This is a genomic window from Candidatus Pelagibacter sp. HIMB1611 (assembly GCF_052047715.1).
Lineage (GTDB): Bacteria > Pseudomonadota > Alphaproteobacteria > Pelagibacterales > Pelagibacteraceae > Pelagibacter.
The window spans coordinates 116,868-131,068 of record NZ_JBNAJM010000001.1 but is presented as its reverse complement, the minus strand read 5'-3'; the positions used below and the strand labels follow the sequence as shown (position 1 = coordinate 131,068).

Annotated in this window: 13 protein-coding genes; 5 read left to right on the top strand and 8 right to left on the bottom strand. The window is 31.5% G+C overall.

Annotation, left to right across the window (positions count from 1 at the left end; translation table 11 throughout):
- Positions 1-14: 14 nt before the first annotated feature.
- Entirely contained in the window at positions 15-974 is a 960-nt protein-coding gene (gene speB, locus ACTTAS_RS00705) for an agmatinase (RefSeq protein WP_440614075.1), read from the bottom strand.
- 53 nt (positions 975-1,027) lie between these two features.
- Between speB and ACTTAS_RS00700 the strand changes: the two genes are divergently transcribed.
- Positions 1,028-1,756, top strand: coding sequence for a putative zinc-binding metallopeptidase (locus tag ACTTAS_RS00700; RefSeq protein ID WP_440677970.1), 729 nt, complete (start codon positions 1,028-1,030; stop codon positions 1,754-1,756).
- On the top strand, positions 1,753-2,403 hold the full coding sequence (locus tag ACTTAS_RS00695) for a peptidylprolyl isomerase (protein WP_440677969.1): 651 nt from the start codon (positions 1,753-1,755) through the stop codon (positions 2,401-2,403). Before ACTTAS_RS00700 ends, ACTTAS_RS00695 begins: the two co-directional genes overlap by 4 nt.
- Here the strand turns inward: ACTTAS_RS00695 and ACTTAS_RS00690 are convergent.
- Positions 2,396-4,618 (bottom strand): 3-hydroxyacyl-CoA dehydrogenase NAD-binding domain-containing protein, encoded by a 2,223-nt coding sequence (locus tag ACTTAS_RS00690; protein WP_440677968.1) that lies wholly within the window; start codon positions 4,616-4,618, stop codon positions 2,396-2,398. The two genes, ACTTAS_RS00695 and ACTTAS_RS00690, sit on opposite strands and share 8 nt — an antisense overlap.
- Before the next feature lie 105 nt (positions 4,619-4,723).
- Between ACTTAS_RS00690 and ACTTAS_RS00685 the strand changes: the two genes are divergently transcribed.
- Positions 4,724-5,851: a thiolase family protein gene (locus ACTTAS_RS00685; RefSeq protein ID WP_440677967.1), complete on the top strand. Its 1,128-nt coding sequence runs from the start codon at positions 4,724-4,726 to the stop codon at positions 5,849-5,851.
- Here ACTTAS_RS00685 and ACTTAS_RS00680 read toward each other — a convergent pair whose 3' ends face one another.
- The 6 genes from ACTTAS_RS00680 to ACTTAS_RS00655 form a co-directional block, all read right to left on the bottom strand.
- Positions 5,852-6,706, bottom strand: coding sequence for an ABC transporter permease (locus ACTTAS_RS00680; protein WP_440677966.1), 855 nt, complete (start codon positions 6,704-6,706; stop codon positions 5,852-5,854).
- A gap of 2 nt (positions 6,707-6,708) precedes the next feature.
- A complete protein-coding gene (locus tag ACTTAS_RS00675; protein ID WP_440677965.1) occupies positions 6,709-7,968 on the bottom strand; it encodes an ABC transporter permease in 1,260 nt (419 codons plus the stop codon).
- 65 nt (positions 7,969-8,033) lie between these two features.
- Positions 8,034-9,158 carry an extracellular solute-binding protein gene (locus ACTTAS_RS00670; protein WP_440677964.1) on the bottom strand — a complete coding sequence of 375 codons (1,125 nt, stop codon included), beginning with the start codon at positions 9,156-9,158 and terminating at the stop codon, positions 8,034-8,036.
- A 116-nt stretch (positions 9,159-9,274) separates the two neighbouring features.
- Positions 9,275-10,360, bottom strand: coding sequence for an ABC transporter ATP-binding protein (locus tag ACTTAS_RS00665; protein ID WP_440618131.1), 1,086 nt, complete (start codon positions 10,358-10,360; stop codon positions 9,275-9,277).
- A gap of 45 nt (positions 10,361-10,405) precedes the next feature.
- A complete protein-coding gene (locus ACTTAS_RS00660; protein WP_440677963.1) occupies positions 10,406-11,575 on the bottom strand; it encodes a M24 family metallopeptidase in 1,170 nt (389 codons plus the stop codon).
- Positions 11,575-12,321: a maleate cis-trans isomerase family protein gene (locus ACTTAS_RS00655; RefSeq protein WP_440677962.1), complete on the bottom strand. Its 747-nt coding sequence runs from the start codon at positions 12,319-12,321 to the stop codon at positions 11,575-11,577. The genes ACTTAS_RS00660 and ACTTAS_RS00655 overlap by 1 nt, the downstream gene beginning before the upstream one ends.
- A 59-nt stretch (positions 12,322-12,380) precedes the next feature.
- Between ACTTAS_RS00655 and ACTTAS_RS00650 the strand changes: the two genes are divergently transcribed.
- A complete protein-coding gene (locus ACTTAS_RS00650; protein WP_440677961.1) occupies positions 12,381-13,250 on the top strand; it encodes a DMT family transporter in 870 nt (289 codons plus the stop codon).
- Positions 13,250-14,191: an NAD(P)-dependent oxidoreductase gene (locus ACTTAS_RS00645; RefSeq protein ID WP_440677960.1), complete on the top strand. Its 942-nt coding sequence runs from the start codon at positions 13,250-13,252 to the stop codon at positions 14,189-14,191. The genes ACTTAS_RS00650 and ACTTAS_RS00645 overlap by 1 nt, the downstream gene beginning before the upstream one ends.
- The last annotated feature ends 10 nt before the right edge of the window (positions 14,192-14,201 follow it).

Here is a 14,201-nt window from a genome sequence, read left to right as displayed (position 1 = left end):
AAATTATCCTTTCCTTATGATTTTGCAAATAAATTTGTTAATTCGTAAACTATTGTTGCAGCTGCAAGAGATGTAACTTCAGCATGATCATATGCTGGTGAAACTTCTACTACATCAGCTGAAACTAAATTTAATCCTGACAACCCCCTTAAAACATTTACCATTTCTCGTGTGGTCATTCCCGCTATCTCTGGTGTTCCTGTACCAGGTGCAAAAGCTGGATCCAACACATCAATATCTATAGATAGATAAAGTGGATTATCTCCCACTCTTTTTCTAATCCTTTCTGCAATTTTATCTGTTCCTTCGGTTTGAAATTCATCACAGTGAATTATTTTAAAACCAAAACTTTCATCATTTTTAATATCATCTCTACTATAAAGAGGTCCCCTTATACCAACATGCATTGAAGCATCATCTAAAAATAAACCTTCTTCTCTTGCTCTTCTAAAAGGAGTTCCATGTGTATATGGAGCACCAAAATAAGTATCCCAAGTATCTAAGTGAGCATCAAAATGAACTAGAGAAACTGGTCCTTTATTTTTTTTATTAATTGCTCTTAACAATGGCACTGCAATTGTATGATCGCCACCTAAACTAATTATTCCACCTACTTTGTTTAATAGATCAGTTGCTCCCTCTTCTATTTGTTTAATAGCTTCATCAATGCTAAATGGATTACACGAAATATCTCCTGCATCTGCAACTTGTTGAATTTTAAAAGGTTCCACATCATAACTTGGATGATAATTTGTTCTTAAATGTCTAGATGCTTGTCTTATACTCTGAGGACCAAATCTCGCTCCTGGTCTATAACTGGTTCCAGCATCAAACGGAACACCAACAATCGCTACATCACAGCTCTCGACATCTCTTAATTCTGGTAATCTTGCAAAAGTACTTGGGCCAGCATATCGAGGTACTTTTGTTCCACTTACTGGTTGAATAGGATTTTTGTTTCTTTCTTTTGTCATTTTTTAATAATCTAAGATAATATTATCTAATCTAGTTCGTCTATAATAAATTAATGAAAATTATTATTTTATTCATCTTAATTTTTCAGTTTTCACAGGTAAATGCTGATGAAATATACAATCTAATCAAAATTCCGAACTTGGAAATCTATAAACTAAAAAATGAGAACAATATCCGTTATTTAAATGCAAAAGGAGATTTTAAAATAGGAGTAGATGACAACATTACTTGCAATAAGACAAATCAAGAAAATCTTAATACAAAATTTCCAACAATTGAGAGAAATATTAAAAGATACAATTTTAAATTTCTTAAAAAAATAAATTTAAAATATGTTGTATTTTGTGAAGGTTTATTTATTTCGAACATCAATACTGGCGGAATACCAGATAATAAAAATAGAACTTTAATATTAGACATAAACTTTAACGAAAAATATTTTGAAAGAATGATTCATCATGAGATTTTTCACATGATTCAAAATAGTTATGAGGATGATTTTAATGATCAAAAATTTTCTTTATTTAATAATTCTGATTTTGAATACGCTGAATGTTCCACTTGCTCAGATAGATTAAATTTGGATTTATATGAAAATACTAATGGTTTTTTAACAGAATACTCTAAATCAATTCCATCAGAAGATATGGCTGAAATCTTTTCTTTTTTAATGGTTAATAAAAATTTGATTGAAGAGAAAATAAAAAACGACTCTATATTAAATAATAAGGTTAATTTTATTAAATTAAATATATCTAAAATCGATGAAAATATTTTATGATTAAAACAATTAAGGCATCAAAATCAGAAAAAATTTTATTTATTTTTTTAATAGTTTTGGCCATTTCTGCTTTTTCATCTTTTTTTTTATTAAAAAGTAAATGTCTATTTATAGACAGAAACGATTTAAAAAAATTAAACTTTAAAAACCCAGATAATATTGCAGTAATGAATTTAGAATGTGGAAATGTTATTATTGAGTTATATCCTGAAATTTCTCCTAAAGCTGTTAAAAGATTTAAAATATTAATTGAAAAAAAAATGTATGATGGCTCAGCTTTCTATAAGGTAGTTGAAAATACTTTAGTACAAGCTGGTGATATTGAATTTGGGAACATTAAATATTTAGATTACTCAAAAATTGGAAGTGGAAAATCAGGATTAGGATTATTAAAATCAGAACTTAGTGATGATTTTGAATTTACTGAAGGTAGTGTTGGTTTTGCAAGATCAACAGAATTTGACTCTGAAGATAGTGAATTTTTTATTACCTTGAAAAATATCCCAATTTATCAAGGAGAATATACTCCGATTGGAAAAGTAAAGTTTGGTCTAGATATTCTTAAGAAAATTAAAACAGGCAATAAAGCTATCTATGTACTTAGACCTGATTATATAAACACTTTTAGAATGTTAAAGACTAATTAACTAAAGGTTTTCCAGTTGAAAGAGTGTGTTTAATTCTATCTTGAGTTTGTTTGGTTTCTATCAATCTCATAAAAGAATCTAACTCTAATTTATATAGATCATCTTCTGATAAAGTTTTATCTAAATTTGTATCACCACCACTTAAAACATTTGCAAGTTCAGTTCCAACATGCATTCCATGATCTAATATTATTTTATCATTATATAATTTCTCTAAGACTTTAATCATCTTTTCTTTCAAGGGTTTTCCAGATAAATTAAATTTACACTCTTCTGGAGGAACAAAATCGTTATTTTGATGAATAAGTTTTCTCGCCTCTTCAAAAAGACTGTTTCTATTCATGATTTTTTTATCCTCAGGTTTTAAGTATTTTAAAGGCTCTGCTTCTACAGGAGAAGTTGCAGTTTTTGCGTATCCAATAATATCAAATACTTTTAAAGGAGCATAATCAGGATCAGATTTTGCTTCTTCTGTTTGTGACCATCTCCATAACATTTCTTTACATCCACCTCCAGCTGGCACTAATCCAACAATTGTTTCTACAAGACCAACCACAATATTTGTGTGTGATGCAACAAAGTTACTTTGAACTAAAACTTCAAAACCACCGCCTAAAGTAAGACCTGAAGGTGCAGAAACTACTGGGTACTTAGAATATTTTAATGTTTTGCAAGTATCCTGAAAGTATTTAATAAATTTTTCTATAGATTTGAAATCATTCTTGTCTGCAAAATTCATCGTATAACTCAAATTCACACCTGCAGAAAATTGCATACTTTCATTTATAACAATGAGCGGTTTGTCAGTTGCATTTTTTAATGCATCCATCGAGTCGTAATCTAACGCGCAAGCTTTTGTAGTAAATTCTACAATATTAAAATCTTTAAAACGGTGAATTTCAGCAGAATTATTTTTATCTACTTTGATTGCTGTTGGTCTTATTTTTCCTAGTGTTTCAATGTCAGTATAAAGTTGTCTTTTTCCATAAAAGTTTTCATCTTTTGACTTAGATAAATTTTCTAAAAATTTATTATTTTCAAAATTATCTATCCTTGAAAAAAACTTTTCAACTCCAATTGATTTTAACATTTCAAAAGGACCCATTGCCCAATTGAAACCAAGTCTCATTGCTTCATCTATATCGTTGAATTTGTCTGTAATTCCTGGAACTAAAGAAGACGCGTATTTAATTATTTTAGAAATTACTTCCCAAGCATATTCTCCATATTTATCTTTTCGATTAATTAAATTATTAATATCTACAGTCTCAACTCCTAAATCTATTTTTTTTGAGGTTGTATATTCACCTGTTTCTAAATTGATAGCTTCTAATACTTTTTGGTTTCCACTTTTATTCATTCTGTAAAAACCACCTTTTCCTTTTCGTCCAGTGTAACCAGTATCAATCAATTTTTTTACTAATGGAATTTCTTTTGCAACAATTTGAAATTCGTCATGATCAGAAAGTTCTTTAATAAAGCTTTTTAAAACATCAGCCATCAAATCAATTCCAATTAAGTCATATAATCCAAAAACTCCTGTTTTAGGTATACCCATTGGTCTTCCAAAAACTGCATCAGCTTCTTCAATTGATAATTTCATTCTAAATGCTTCTGTCATTGCTACCTGCATTGCATAAACACCTATCCTATTTCCTAAGAAACCAGGTGTATCATTACAAACAATAGCTCCTTTGCCTAATTCAATTTCACAAAATTTTTTGAGAGAATTTATTTTATTTAAATCATTATTTTCATTTTTAACAATTTCAAGTAATCCCATGTATCTAACCGGATTAAAGAAATGGGTTATGCAAAAATCTTTTTTTTCTTCCTCAGTTAATTTTTCTGATAATACTTTAATTGGGATAGATGATGTGTTTGAAGAAACAATAGCTCCTTGTTTTCTATTCTTAAATATTTCTTCATAAATATTGTGTTTAATATCAATTCTTTCAACGACAGCCTCAACAACCCAATCAGCTTCTTTTACTACATCGAAATTGTCATTAATATTTCCAACTTTTATATTTTCAATTTTGGTTTTATCTAAAAGTAATGGAGGTCTTGATTTATGTATTCTGTCTCTAGCTTTTTCAGATATCTCTGTCGTTAAATCTAAAAGAGTAACAGGTACATTTGCATTACAAAGGTGTGCTGCAATTCCACTACCCATCGTACCAGATCCGATAACAACTACTTTTTTTATATCCATAATCAGCAAACTTTTATTGAATCAATCAAAAACTTGAAATAAGACAAATTTCCTGATTAATTAAATTGGTAAGCTATATAAATTAATACAATATTAAAGAAAAAAATGTACAATTCAGTAATAGCTGGTTACTCCAGATCACCTTTTGCAATGGCAAATAAAGGAAAATTAATAGATGTAAAACCAGTTAAACTGCTAGCTGAAGTAATAAAAAATCTTGTTTCACAATCAAAAATTAATCCAAAAGAAATTGATGATGTTGTTATTGGTTGCGCTTTTCAGGTTGGTGAACAGTGTTTTAATATTGGAAGATTAGTAACTTTTTTATCAGATCTAGATATTAGAGTTCCTGGTATGACTGTTGATAGATGGTGTGGATCTTCAATGGAAGCAATACATATTGCAGCAGGAAAAATAGCAATGGGATCAGGTAAGATATTTATTTGTGGAGGTGTTGAAAGTATGACAAGAGTTAGAACTGGCTTTGATCCTTTACCCTACCCTTACTCTGATGAAGAAAAACAAAATCCACATTTATATTTATCAATGGGAATTACTGCTGAGAATGTTGCAAAAAAATATAATATTTCAAGAACAGAGCAACAAGAGTTCTCATTAGAAAGTCATAGAAAAGCAAATGAAGCACAACAAAAAGATAAATTTAAAAATGAGATTACTAAGATAGGTGATTGTGAATTAGATGAAAATATCAGACCTAATAGCACAATGGAAAAATTAGATAGTTTAAAGTTAGTATTTGATCATAATGGAACTGTAACAGCTGCAACTTCGTCTCCTCTAACTGATGGGGCTGCCGCAACACTAATATGTGAAGAAAATTTTGCTAAAGAGAATGGTTTAGAAATTCTTGGAAAAATAAAATCTACTGCTGTTGAGGGATGTGATCCAAACTATATGGGATTAGGCCCAATTTCAGCAACCAAAAAAGCTTTGGAAAGAGCTAAACTTTCAATAAAAGACATTGATATTGTGGAGCTAAATGAAGCTTTTGCATCACAATCACTAGCTTGTATCAAAGATTTGGAAATAGATATAAATAAAGTAAATTTAGACGGTGGTGCAATTGCATTAGGACATCCTTTGGGTGCAACAGGTGCAAGGATTACAGGAAAAGCTGCACAACTTTTAAAAAGAGAAAATAAAAAATACGCTCTTGCTACTCAATGTATTGGTTTAGGAATGGGGATTGCAACAATAATAGAAGCAGTTTGATTATCTATTAATTCCTCTTAATCTCTCGGATCTTCTTCTTAATAATTCTGCACTAATTAAAATTAAAGTTGAGAGAATAATTAAACATGTTGCAACAGCTAAAATTGTTGGACTTAACTGTTCTCTCAAACCAGTCCACATTTGTACTGGAATTGTAGTATTTTCTAAACCAGCAAGAAATAAGACCACAACTACTTCATCAAATGAAGTTACAAATGCAAATAATCCACCTGATATTACACCTGGCAATATTAAAGGAAGAGTAATTTTCATAAAAGTATTTACTGGATTACTACCTAAGCTAGCGGCCGCTCTTGTTACACTATGATCAAATCCTGATAAGGTTGCAGTTACAGTGATTACAACAAACGGAGTTCCTAGTATTATATGCGCAAACACTATTCCTGTATGCGTTGCGGCTAAGCCAACTTTTGCCATGAAAAAGAATATTGCAACACCTGATATAATTAATGGAACAATCATTGGAGAAATAAGAGTAGCCATTATAATTCCTTTATAAGGCATGTGCCTACTACTCAAACCTAGTGCTGCCAAAGTTCCAAGAATTATTGAACCAATAGTTGCAAATATAGCAATTATAAAACTATTTTTTGCAGCTAATCCCCATGGGTTTTTAGTTCCATAAATCATATCTTTGTACCATCTCAAAGAAAACGCATCTGGATCTAGATTTTTCATTCCCTCAGAAAAAACTAAAAATTCTTCAGCATTAAATGACAATGGAAATATTACAAACAAAGGTGCAATTAAAAAGAAAAATACAAAAGCACAAACGGCTAAATAAAAATAATGCCAAATTCTATAACGTGTTTCTGTATAACTTGGTAATGCCATAATTATCCTAACTTAATATTATCTACACCAACTAATTTGTTATAAATCCAGTAAATTACTAAAACTCCAGTTAACAACATTAAACCCATTGCAGATGCAAAACTCCAATCCAAAGTTTGCTTCATATGAAATGCAATCTGATTACTAATCAATGTTCCAGAAGCACCTCCTACTAATGCTGGGGTAATGTAATATCCAATTGCTAAAATAAATACCAACAAACATCCAGCTCCTATGCCTGGAATAGTTAATGGGAAATAAACTTTCCAAAACGCAACAAAAGGAGTTCCTCCTAAAGATTTTCCTGCTCTCATTAAGCTTGGTGAGATAGTTTTCATCACGCTGTAAAGTGGAAGAACCATAAATGGTAACAGTATCTGTGTCATCGCCACATAAGTTCCAACTTTATTGTACATCATTTCTGGCCTGTTATCGTCTGCAACTAATCCTATCATGACAAAGAAATCATTAACGACTCCCTGTTGTTGTAACAAAATCATCCAACTAGCTGTCCTAACTAAAAGTGATGTCCAAAATGGAAGAAGGACACAGATCATTAATAGATTTGAGTACTTCATTGGTAATGTGGCTAATAAATGAGCAATAGGATAACCCATTGCAAAGCAAAATAGAGTTACGAAAAAAGCAATTTCAAGTGTTCTTAACCACAAAATTCTATGAATCCTTCTATCCTCGTCTACTTGGGTAATGCTTCCATCTGGTGCATAATACATATCCATACCTTTGAGGTATTTAGCTAATGTATAGGGTGGTGCAGTTCTTTTTATAGCCTGCCAATACTCAACCTTGCCCCAATTTTTATGCACTTTCATCATCTGTTCTTTAATGCTAGCACTTTCATCTATTTTTTTTCTTTTAATACTTCTAAACAATCTTTTAGTTGTTGAATTAAAACCATTTTTTTCTTTATTTAATCTTTGGCCAAGTTTTCCGTGTTCTTGTTTTTCAACAAGTGCCTTGTAATCATAATAAAAACTAGAAAAAATTTCTTCGGGTGGTAATTCTTTTCCATCCCATTTCTCCATTTCCTTAAATGTTTTGGGAAGCATATTGGTAATCATTTTGTCATCAATACTTCTCGTAAACATTTCTCCAATTGGAAATATATAAGTGATGACTAAAAATAATAATAAAGGAGCTACAAGAGCAAAAGCTTTAATTTTGTTTTTTCTCTCAGCTTTTTTTAAGCTAACTTCAAGAGGTATACCGTCGGTAGTTAATATTTTAGTTTCTGAGCTCATAAAAAAAGGGCGGTTATAAAAAACCGCCCTTAAATATTATATAATTTTTAAATTAAAAACTAGGTTTAATTTAAACCTGCTTTCATCGCTTCCCATTTTTCACCAATCTCTGTTCCATAATCAGCCCAGAAGAACGGGTCAACTAAAAAGTAATTTTTAGTGTTAGCAGGAGCTGTAGGCATTTGTGGCATCATTTCAGTTTTACCATCTTTATACCAAGGCTCACCAGCTTTGATTATTTCAAGAGAAGATTTTCTCCATGGAGCGTATGCAATGTACTTCGCGCTACCAGCTAACATTTCAGTGTTAGTCATCATAGCTAAAGCTTTCATAGCATTCTCTTGGTCTGGACCACCATCAACAAGTGCAAAATATTCATAGTCTAAACCTTGACCATCCCATACTTGTTTAATAGGAGCACCTTCACCAACTTCAGCGTTGAAGAATCTTCCGTTCCAACCTGTTGCCATTACAACTTCACCTGCAACTAATAATTCAGGTGGTTGTGCACCAGCAGACCAGAATACACATCCTCCATTTGGATCTTCACAAAGTGCTTTTACTTTGTTCATTGCTCTATCGATGTATCCATCTTTTTCTTCCATAAATCTATAAAGTCTGTCACCACCTTTACCCATTTTAACTCCATCAGCAGCTAAAGCGATTTCAAGGTTAGTTAAAGCACTTTTGTAGATTGCTCTTTTTCCAGGAAACTTTTTAGTATCAAAAAAGTCTTTGATAGTTTTAGGCTCTTTACCATCAAATGCTCTTGTATCAAACGCATAGTTCCAAGAATATAAGATGTTTCCTACAGCACATTCACTTGGCATTCCTGTGAAGAAGTCTTCACTTGCAGGAGTTCCATCTGGTGCAGCTGGGAAGTCTTTGTCAAAATCAAATTTAACAAATAAACCTTCATCACATCCGTTAATTGTATCGAATGCAAATAAGTCTATAATATCCCAAGTAATAGCACCTGCTTCTTTTTGTGCTTTAATTTCTGATAAACCACCAGAGTAGTCAACCCAGTTGACTTCAATTCCTAGTGCTTTAGCAGTTGGATCACCATACCCTAACTTTTGAGATTCAGTATAAGCTCCACCCCAAGATGCAACGGTAACTGCAAATGCTGATGAAGTTATTGAAAGAGCAAAAGAAAGAGTAAGCAACAATTTACTTAATTTTTTCATTATTCCTCCGTTTAAACGTTAATATAAATTAATTTATATAACGAAAGTACACCAAAATGAGCAAGTGAAGTCAACAGCTCATTTTATCTAATGTTATTTTGAATTTTTAAATGAAATTATTTAGGATCTAAAGCTCTGGCATCAACACTATTCCAGCCAATATTAATATCTTCTTTTACTTTTAGCTCAAGATTTGAGGTGCTGTTTGGCACTTTTAAAATAAACTCAGAACTACCAAGTAAGTCTAGTCTAACTCTTGTGTGGTCACCATGGTAAATTACTTCCTCGATTTTTCCAGTGAACATATTATCCATTTTATCAGTTGGATTTATCAATGCTCTTTCTGGTCTTAAAGATACTGTAGTTTTTTCACCTTTTGATTTTACCGAAATAGGGTTAGCTAATATTTCTGCATTACCTAATTTAACTTTACATTTGTCTTTATCAATATCCGATACCTCGCCATTGAATGTATTATTTTCACCAATAAATTCTGCTACAAAAGAGTTTACTGGTTTCTCGTACAGTTCTGCTGGATCAGATAACTGTTGAACTTTACCATCGTTAAATACAGCTATTCTGTTTGACATGGTAAGAGCCTCACTCTGATCATGTGTAACATATACTACGGTCACACCAATGCTTTCATGAATATGTTTAATTTCATATTGCATGCTCTCTCTTAAGTTTTTATCTAATGCGCCAAGTGGCTCATCCATTAAGACAACAGCGGGATCAAAAACTAGTGCTCTTGCAACAGCAACCCTTTGTTGTTGTCCTCCAGAAAGTTGAGCTGGCATTCTAGATTCAAATCCATTTAAGGATACCATCGACAAAGCTTTGTCTACTTTTTTATCAATTTCATCTTTTTCAACTTTTCTTACTCTTAAAGGAAAAGCTAAATTTTCATAAACTGTCATGTGTGGAAATAGTGCATAATTTTGGAACACCATTCCAATTCCTCTTTTATGAGGTGGAATGTTTGAAATAATATTTCCGTCTAATAAAATTTCTCCATTAGTTGGAGTTTCAAATCCAGCTAACATCATTAGACAAGTTGTTTTACCTGAACCAGATGGTCCAAGCATCGTTATAAATTCACCTTCAGCAATATCTAATTGAAGATCTTTAACGACTAGTACTTTACCGTCATAACTTTTGTCTACTTTATCAAATTTTACGAATTCTGGATTTTTAGACATAAAATTGATTATTAAACATTTGTGAAAGTAGATTTCAATAGTAAATTAACTCTTGATATGAAGCTCTTTTGGAAAATTACAAAATAACTCTGAACCGTTTTCTGTAACCCTAATAGCCTCTGACGCCTCAACACCCCAATCACCAAATTGCATCACAGCAATCATATGAAAACAAACATTTGGCTCAAGAACTGTCTTATCTCCTTTATATAAATTAAGAGTATGTTCTCCCCAATCAGGAGGGTAACCAATCCCTATTGAATAACCAGTTCTTGATCTTTTTTCGATACCATATTTATCGAGTATTTTCCAAAAAGCTTGGGCAACATCATCAACAGTATTTCCTGCTTTAATTGCCTGTATTCCTGAGTTTAAAGCTTCAATGGTTTTATTCATCGTATCAATTTTTAATTGATTGGGTTTTCCAAGCAAAACTGTTCTAGCCATTGGTGCATGATATCTTTTATAAACTCCAGAAAGCTCAATAATTGTTGCCTCTCCTTCAACAAATTTATCTTGGGTAGCGGTCAAATGTGAAGCAGAAGTACCTTTTCCTGTTGGAAGAAGAGTTGCAATACTTGAATATTCACCACCAAATTCCTCAGTTCCATAAAATAGTGCTTTTTGAATTTCACCAACTGCATCACACTGTCTAACACCTGGTTTAATAACTTCCATTGCAGTTTTCATTCCTTTTTCAGAAATTTTTGCTGCAGATTTCATGTAATTTATTTCTGCATCAGATTTTGTAAATCTTGCCCAATTCACCAATCGATCACTGTCTTTTATTTTGGCATTTGGCAAACCTTGTTTTATTTTTTCATAACAAAAAGCTGTAAAATAGTGAGCATCCATCTCTAACCCGATTGATAGATTGTCCCATTTTCTCTCTTTAATTATTTCAACTAATCTATCGTAAGGATGTTTTGGCCAAGTATGAATGTATTCTTCATCATACACTAAAATATTTTCATCTTTTAAATAAGTTTTTATATAAGCCCCACCTGCGTCTTGAGCTCTAACAAAACATAATGGCTCATCAGCATTTACATGAACAATAGCGCATTGAGCATAATAGAATGACCAGGCGTCATAACCAGTTAGATAATATAAATTATTAGTGTCATGAGAAATTAAAAGTTCGATGCCTTTTTCTTGCATCATTTTTTGAACTTTTTTTAATCTTTGTTTGTATTCTTCTTTAGTAAATGACATTAGTTTGCCTCAAATAGTTTTCCAAATCCCTCAACAGAGTTATTTTTATTTATTTTTACAAGTGTATCCCAAATTAATGCTTGATTGCTAGATAAAACTATTGTGTTTAATTTTTTTTCAAGTTTATCAATAATTGGTAACACAGGTAATGCTGTACACGAAACAAACAAAGCCTCTGCCCCATTTAAATCAATTTTAGATAATACTTCATATAAATAATCTTGATCTACTTTGCCAATGTCATAATCAGCTTCGATATCAAAGTAAGAATTAGAGGTAATTTCAAATCCCTCAGTTTTAAAATATTCTAAAACCTCATCATTTAATTTTTTACTATAAGGTGTGAACAAAGAAATTTTTTTTATATTTAATTTTTTTAAAGCTTTGATTGCTGCTGTGCTAGGCGTTGTAACATCAGCCATTGGTTTTGCTGCTTTTACTTTTTGTTCAATAGAATTATATCCAGCTGCAATGGTCCCAGAGGTGCAACCATAAACAACACAATCAATATCTTGATCTGGTAAAATATCTTTTGCAACTTCAGTTACTTTATTAGACATTTTAATCAGGTTTTCTCGAGTTAATGGATTGTAACACTCAATACGGTTAACAAAAAAATCAATTTCCCTGTCTTTTATGACATTAATGAAATCTCTCTCAATCATAAAATCACTTGCAAGAGCTATTAAGCCAACTCTTGGATTTGATTTACTAATATATTTTGGATCTATTTTTGTTGAATTCATATTTTAAAAGATGAATATACCAGAAGTTCTTTAATAATCATTAATATTAAATTAACGACATGAATTTAAAAGATACCTTCATTGCATCGCTGGTTCCGATTTTTTTAGGCTTTGGTTTTGTCATTGCAAAACCAGCATTTGAATCTTTTCCACCTATTTTATTAATGGGTTTAAGATTTATATTTGCAGCATCAATTTTAGTCTGGTGGTTTCCAATACCAAGAGGATATTTATTAAAAATATTCATTGCATCTTTAATAGCTAATACTTTGCAGTACAGTATTACTTACTCTGGTTTAGACTTGATTGATGCATCTTCTGCAGTTTTATTAGTTCAAATGGAAGTACCGTTTGGAGTTATTTTTGCTTACTTTATGCTTAAAGAGAAACCAACAATTAGAGCATTAATTGGTATTGGTATAGCATTTATCGGTGTTTATGTTTTAACTGGCTCACCAAATTTAGATGGAAAAATTATCGGTATTGGATTGACGATATTAGGCTCAGCTATTTGGGCTCTTGGGCAAGTGATGGTGAAACCTTTAAGTAAAGAAATAAATCCTTTGGCATTAGTTGCTTGGATGGCATTATTTTCTGGTCCAATTTTAATATTACTATCAGCAATCATTGATGGAAATACTATTGAATATTTTGCTAATGCAAAAATTGATCATTGGATAATTGCAATCTACATTGGTTTTATAATGCAGCCAGTTACATATGGTTGCTTTTATTATGTCATAAAAAACAATCCTATTTATAAAGTTCTGCCTATTGTAACCATGGGAATTCCTCCAACAGGATTATTAGCTGCAATTTTCCTTTTAGGAGAAGAACCGACAAAAGAATTGTTCATTGGTGGAGTAATAATAATTGTTGGTGTCATATTAATAGTTTTTACAAAAAATAAAAAAGAAGAGGTAAAATAATGAAGATAGGTTTTATTGGTCTAGGAAATGTAGGTGCTAAACTTGCAGGAAGTTTATTGAGAAATGGAATTGACTTAACAGTAAGAGATGTAGACCAAAATTTAACAGATCAATTTAAAAGTTCTGGTGCAAAAGTTGCAAACTCTGGAAAAGAACTTGCAAAACAAGTTGATCTTATAATTACTTCTTTGCCATCTCTAAAAGTAAGCGCAGAAGTTATGGAAGCTGAAGATGGAGTACTTCAGGGCCTTTCTGAAAATAAAATCTGGCTTGAAATGAGTACTACTGATGAAGCTGAGGTAAAGAGAATTGGAGAAAAAGTAATTGCAAAAAATGCTATACCTTTAGATGGCCCAGTAAGTGGTGGTTGTCATAGAGCTGCAACAGGAAATATTGCAATTTTTGTAGGTGGTGAGAGAAAAGCGTTTGAAAAAATTTTACCTGTCTTAACAGTCATGGGAAGAAAAGTTTTACATACTGGTGAATTGGGTACAGCAAGTACTCTAAAAGTAATTACAAATTATTTAGCTTCAGTACATTTGGTTGCTTTAGGAGAAGCTTGGACAGTTGCTAAAAAATCTAATCTAGATCTTGAAAAAACATTCAAAGGAATAGCTGCATCATCAGGAAATTCATTTGTTCATGAAACCGAAAGTCAGGTAATCTTGAATGGTTCTTATAATATAAATTTTACAATGGATTTAGTTTTAAAAGATACAGGTTTATTTGATGATCTGGCCAAAAAATTAAATGCTCCACTAGAGATATCTCCAAAAGTTGTTGAAATATTTAAAGATGGGCAAAAAAAGTATGGATCTAGAGCTTGGTCTTCTATGATCGTAAAAAGGATGGAAGATTTAAACAATATTGATTTTAGAGCTAAAGGTTTCCCAGAAGAATTAGTTGATAATGAGCCCGAGGAAAAAGGATATGAAATCTAAATAGTGTGCT

Bases quoted from the DNA above. Each gene is read 5' to 3' on its own strand.
- ACTTAS_RS00680 (WP_440677966.1), bottom strand. From the start codon at position 6,706: ATGGCATTACCAAGTTATACAGAAACACGTTATAGAATTTGGCATTAT.
- ACTTAS_RS00645 (WP_440677960.1), top strand. From the start codon at position 13,250: ATGAAGATAGGTTTTATTGGTCTAGGAAATGTAGGTGCTAAACTTGCA.
- ACTTAS_RS00660 (WP_440677963.1), bottom strand. From the start codon at position 11,575: ATGTCATTTACTAAAGAAGAATACAAACAAAGATTAAAAAAAGTTCAA.
- ACTTAS_RS00675 (WP_440677965.1), bottom strand. From the start codon at position 7,968: ATGAGCTCAGAAACTAAAATATTAACTACCGACGGTATACCTCTTGAA.
- ACTTAS_RS00650 (WP_440677961.1), top strand. From the start codon at position 12,381: ATGAATTTAAAAGATACCTTCATTGCATCGCTGGTTCCGATTTTTTTA.
- ACTTAS_RS00655 (WP_440677962.1), bottom strand. From the start codon at position 12,321: ATGAATTCAACAAAAATAGATCCAAAATATATTAGTAAATCAAATCCA.
- ACTTAS_RS00685 (WP_440677967.1), top strand. From the start codon at position 4,724: ATGTACAATTCAGTAATAGCTGGTTACTCCAGATCACCTTTTGCAATG.
- ACTTAS_RS00700 (WP_440677970.1), top strand. From the start codon at position 1,028: ATGAAAATTATTATTTTATTCATCTTAATTTTTCAGTTTTCACAGGTA.
- speB (WP_440614075.1), bottom strand. From the start codon at position 974: ATGACAAAAGAAAGAAACAAAAATCCTATTCAACCAGTAAGTGGAACA.
- ACTTAS_RS00690 (WP_440677968.1), bottom strand. From the start codon at position 4,618: ATGGATATAAAAAAAGTAGTTGTTATCGGATCTGGTACGATGGGTAGT.
- ACTTAS_RS00665 (WP_440618131.1), bottom strand. From the start codon at position 10,360: ATGTCTAAAAATCCAGAATTCGTAAAATTTGATAAAGTAGACAAAAGT.
- ACTTAS_RS00695 (WP_440677969.1), top strand. From the start codon at position 1,753: ATGATTAAAACAATTAAGGCATCAAAATCAGAAAAAATTTTATTTATT.
- ACTTAS_RS00670 (WP_440677964.1), bottom strand. From the start codon at position 9,158: ATGAAAAAATTAAGTAAATTGTTGCTTACTCTTTCTTTTGCTCTTTCA.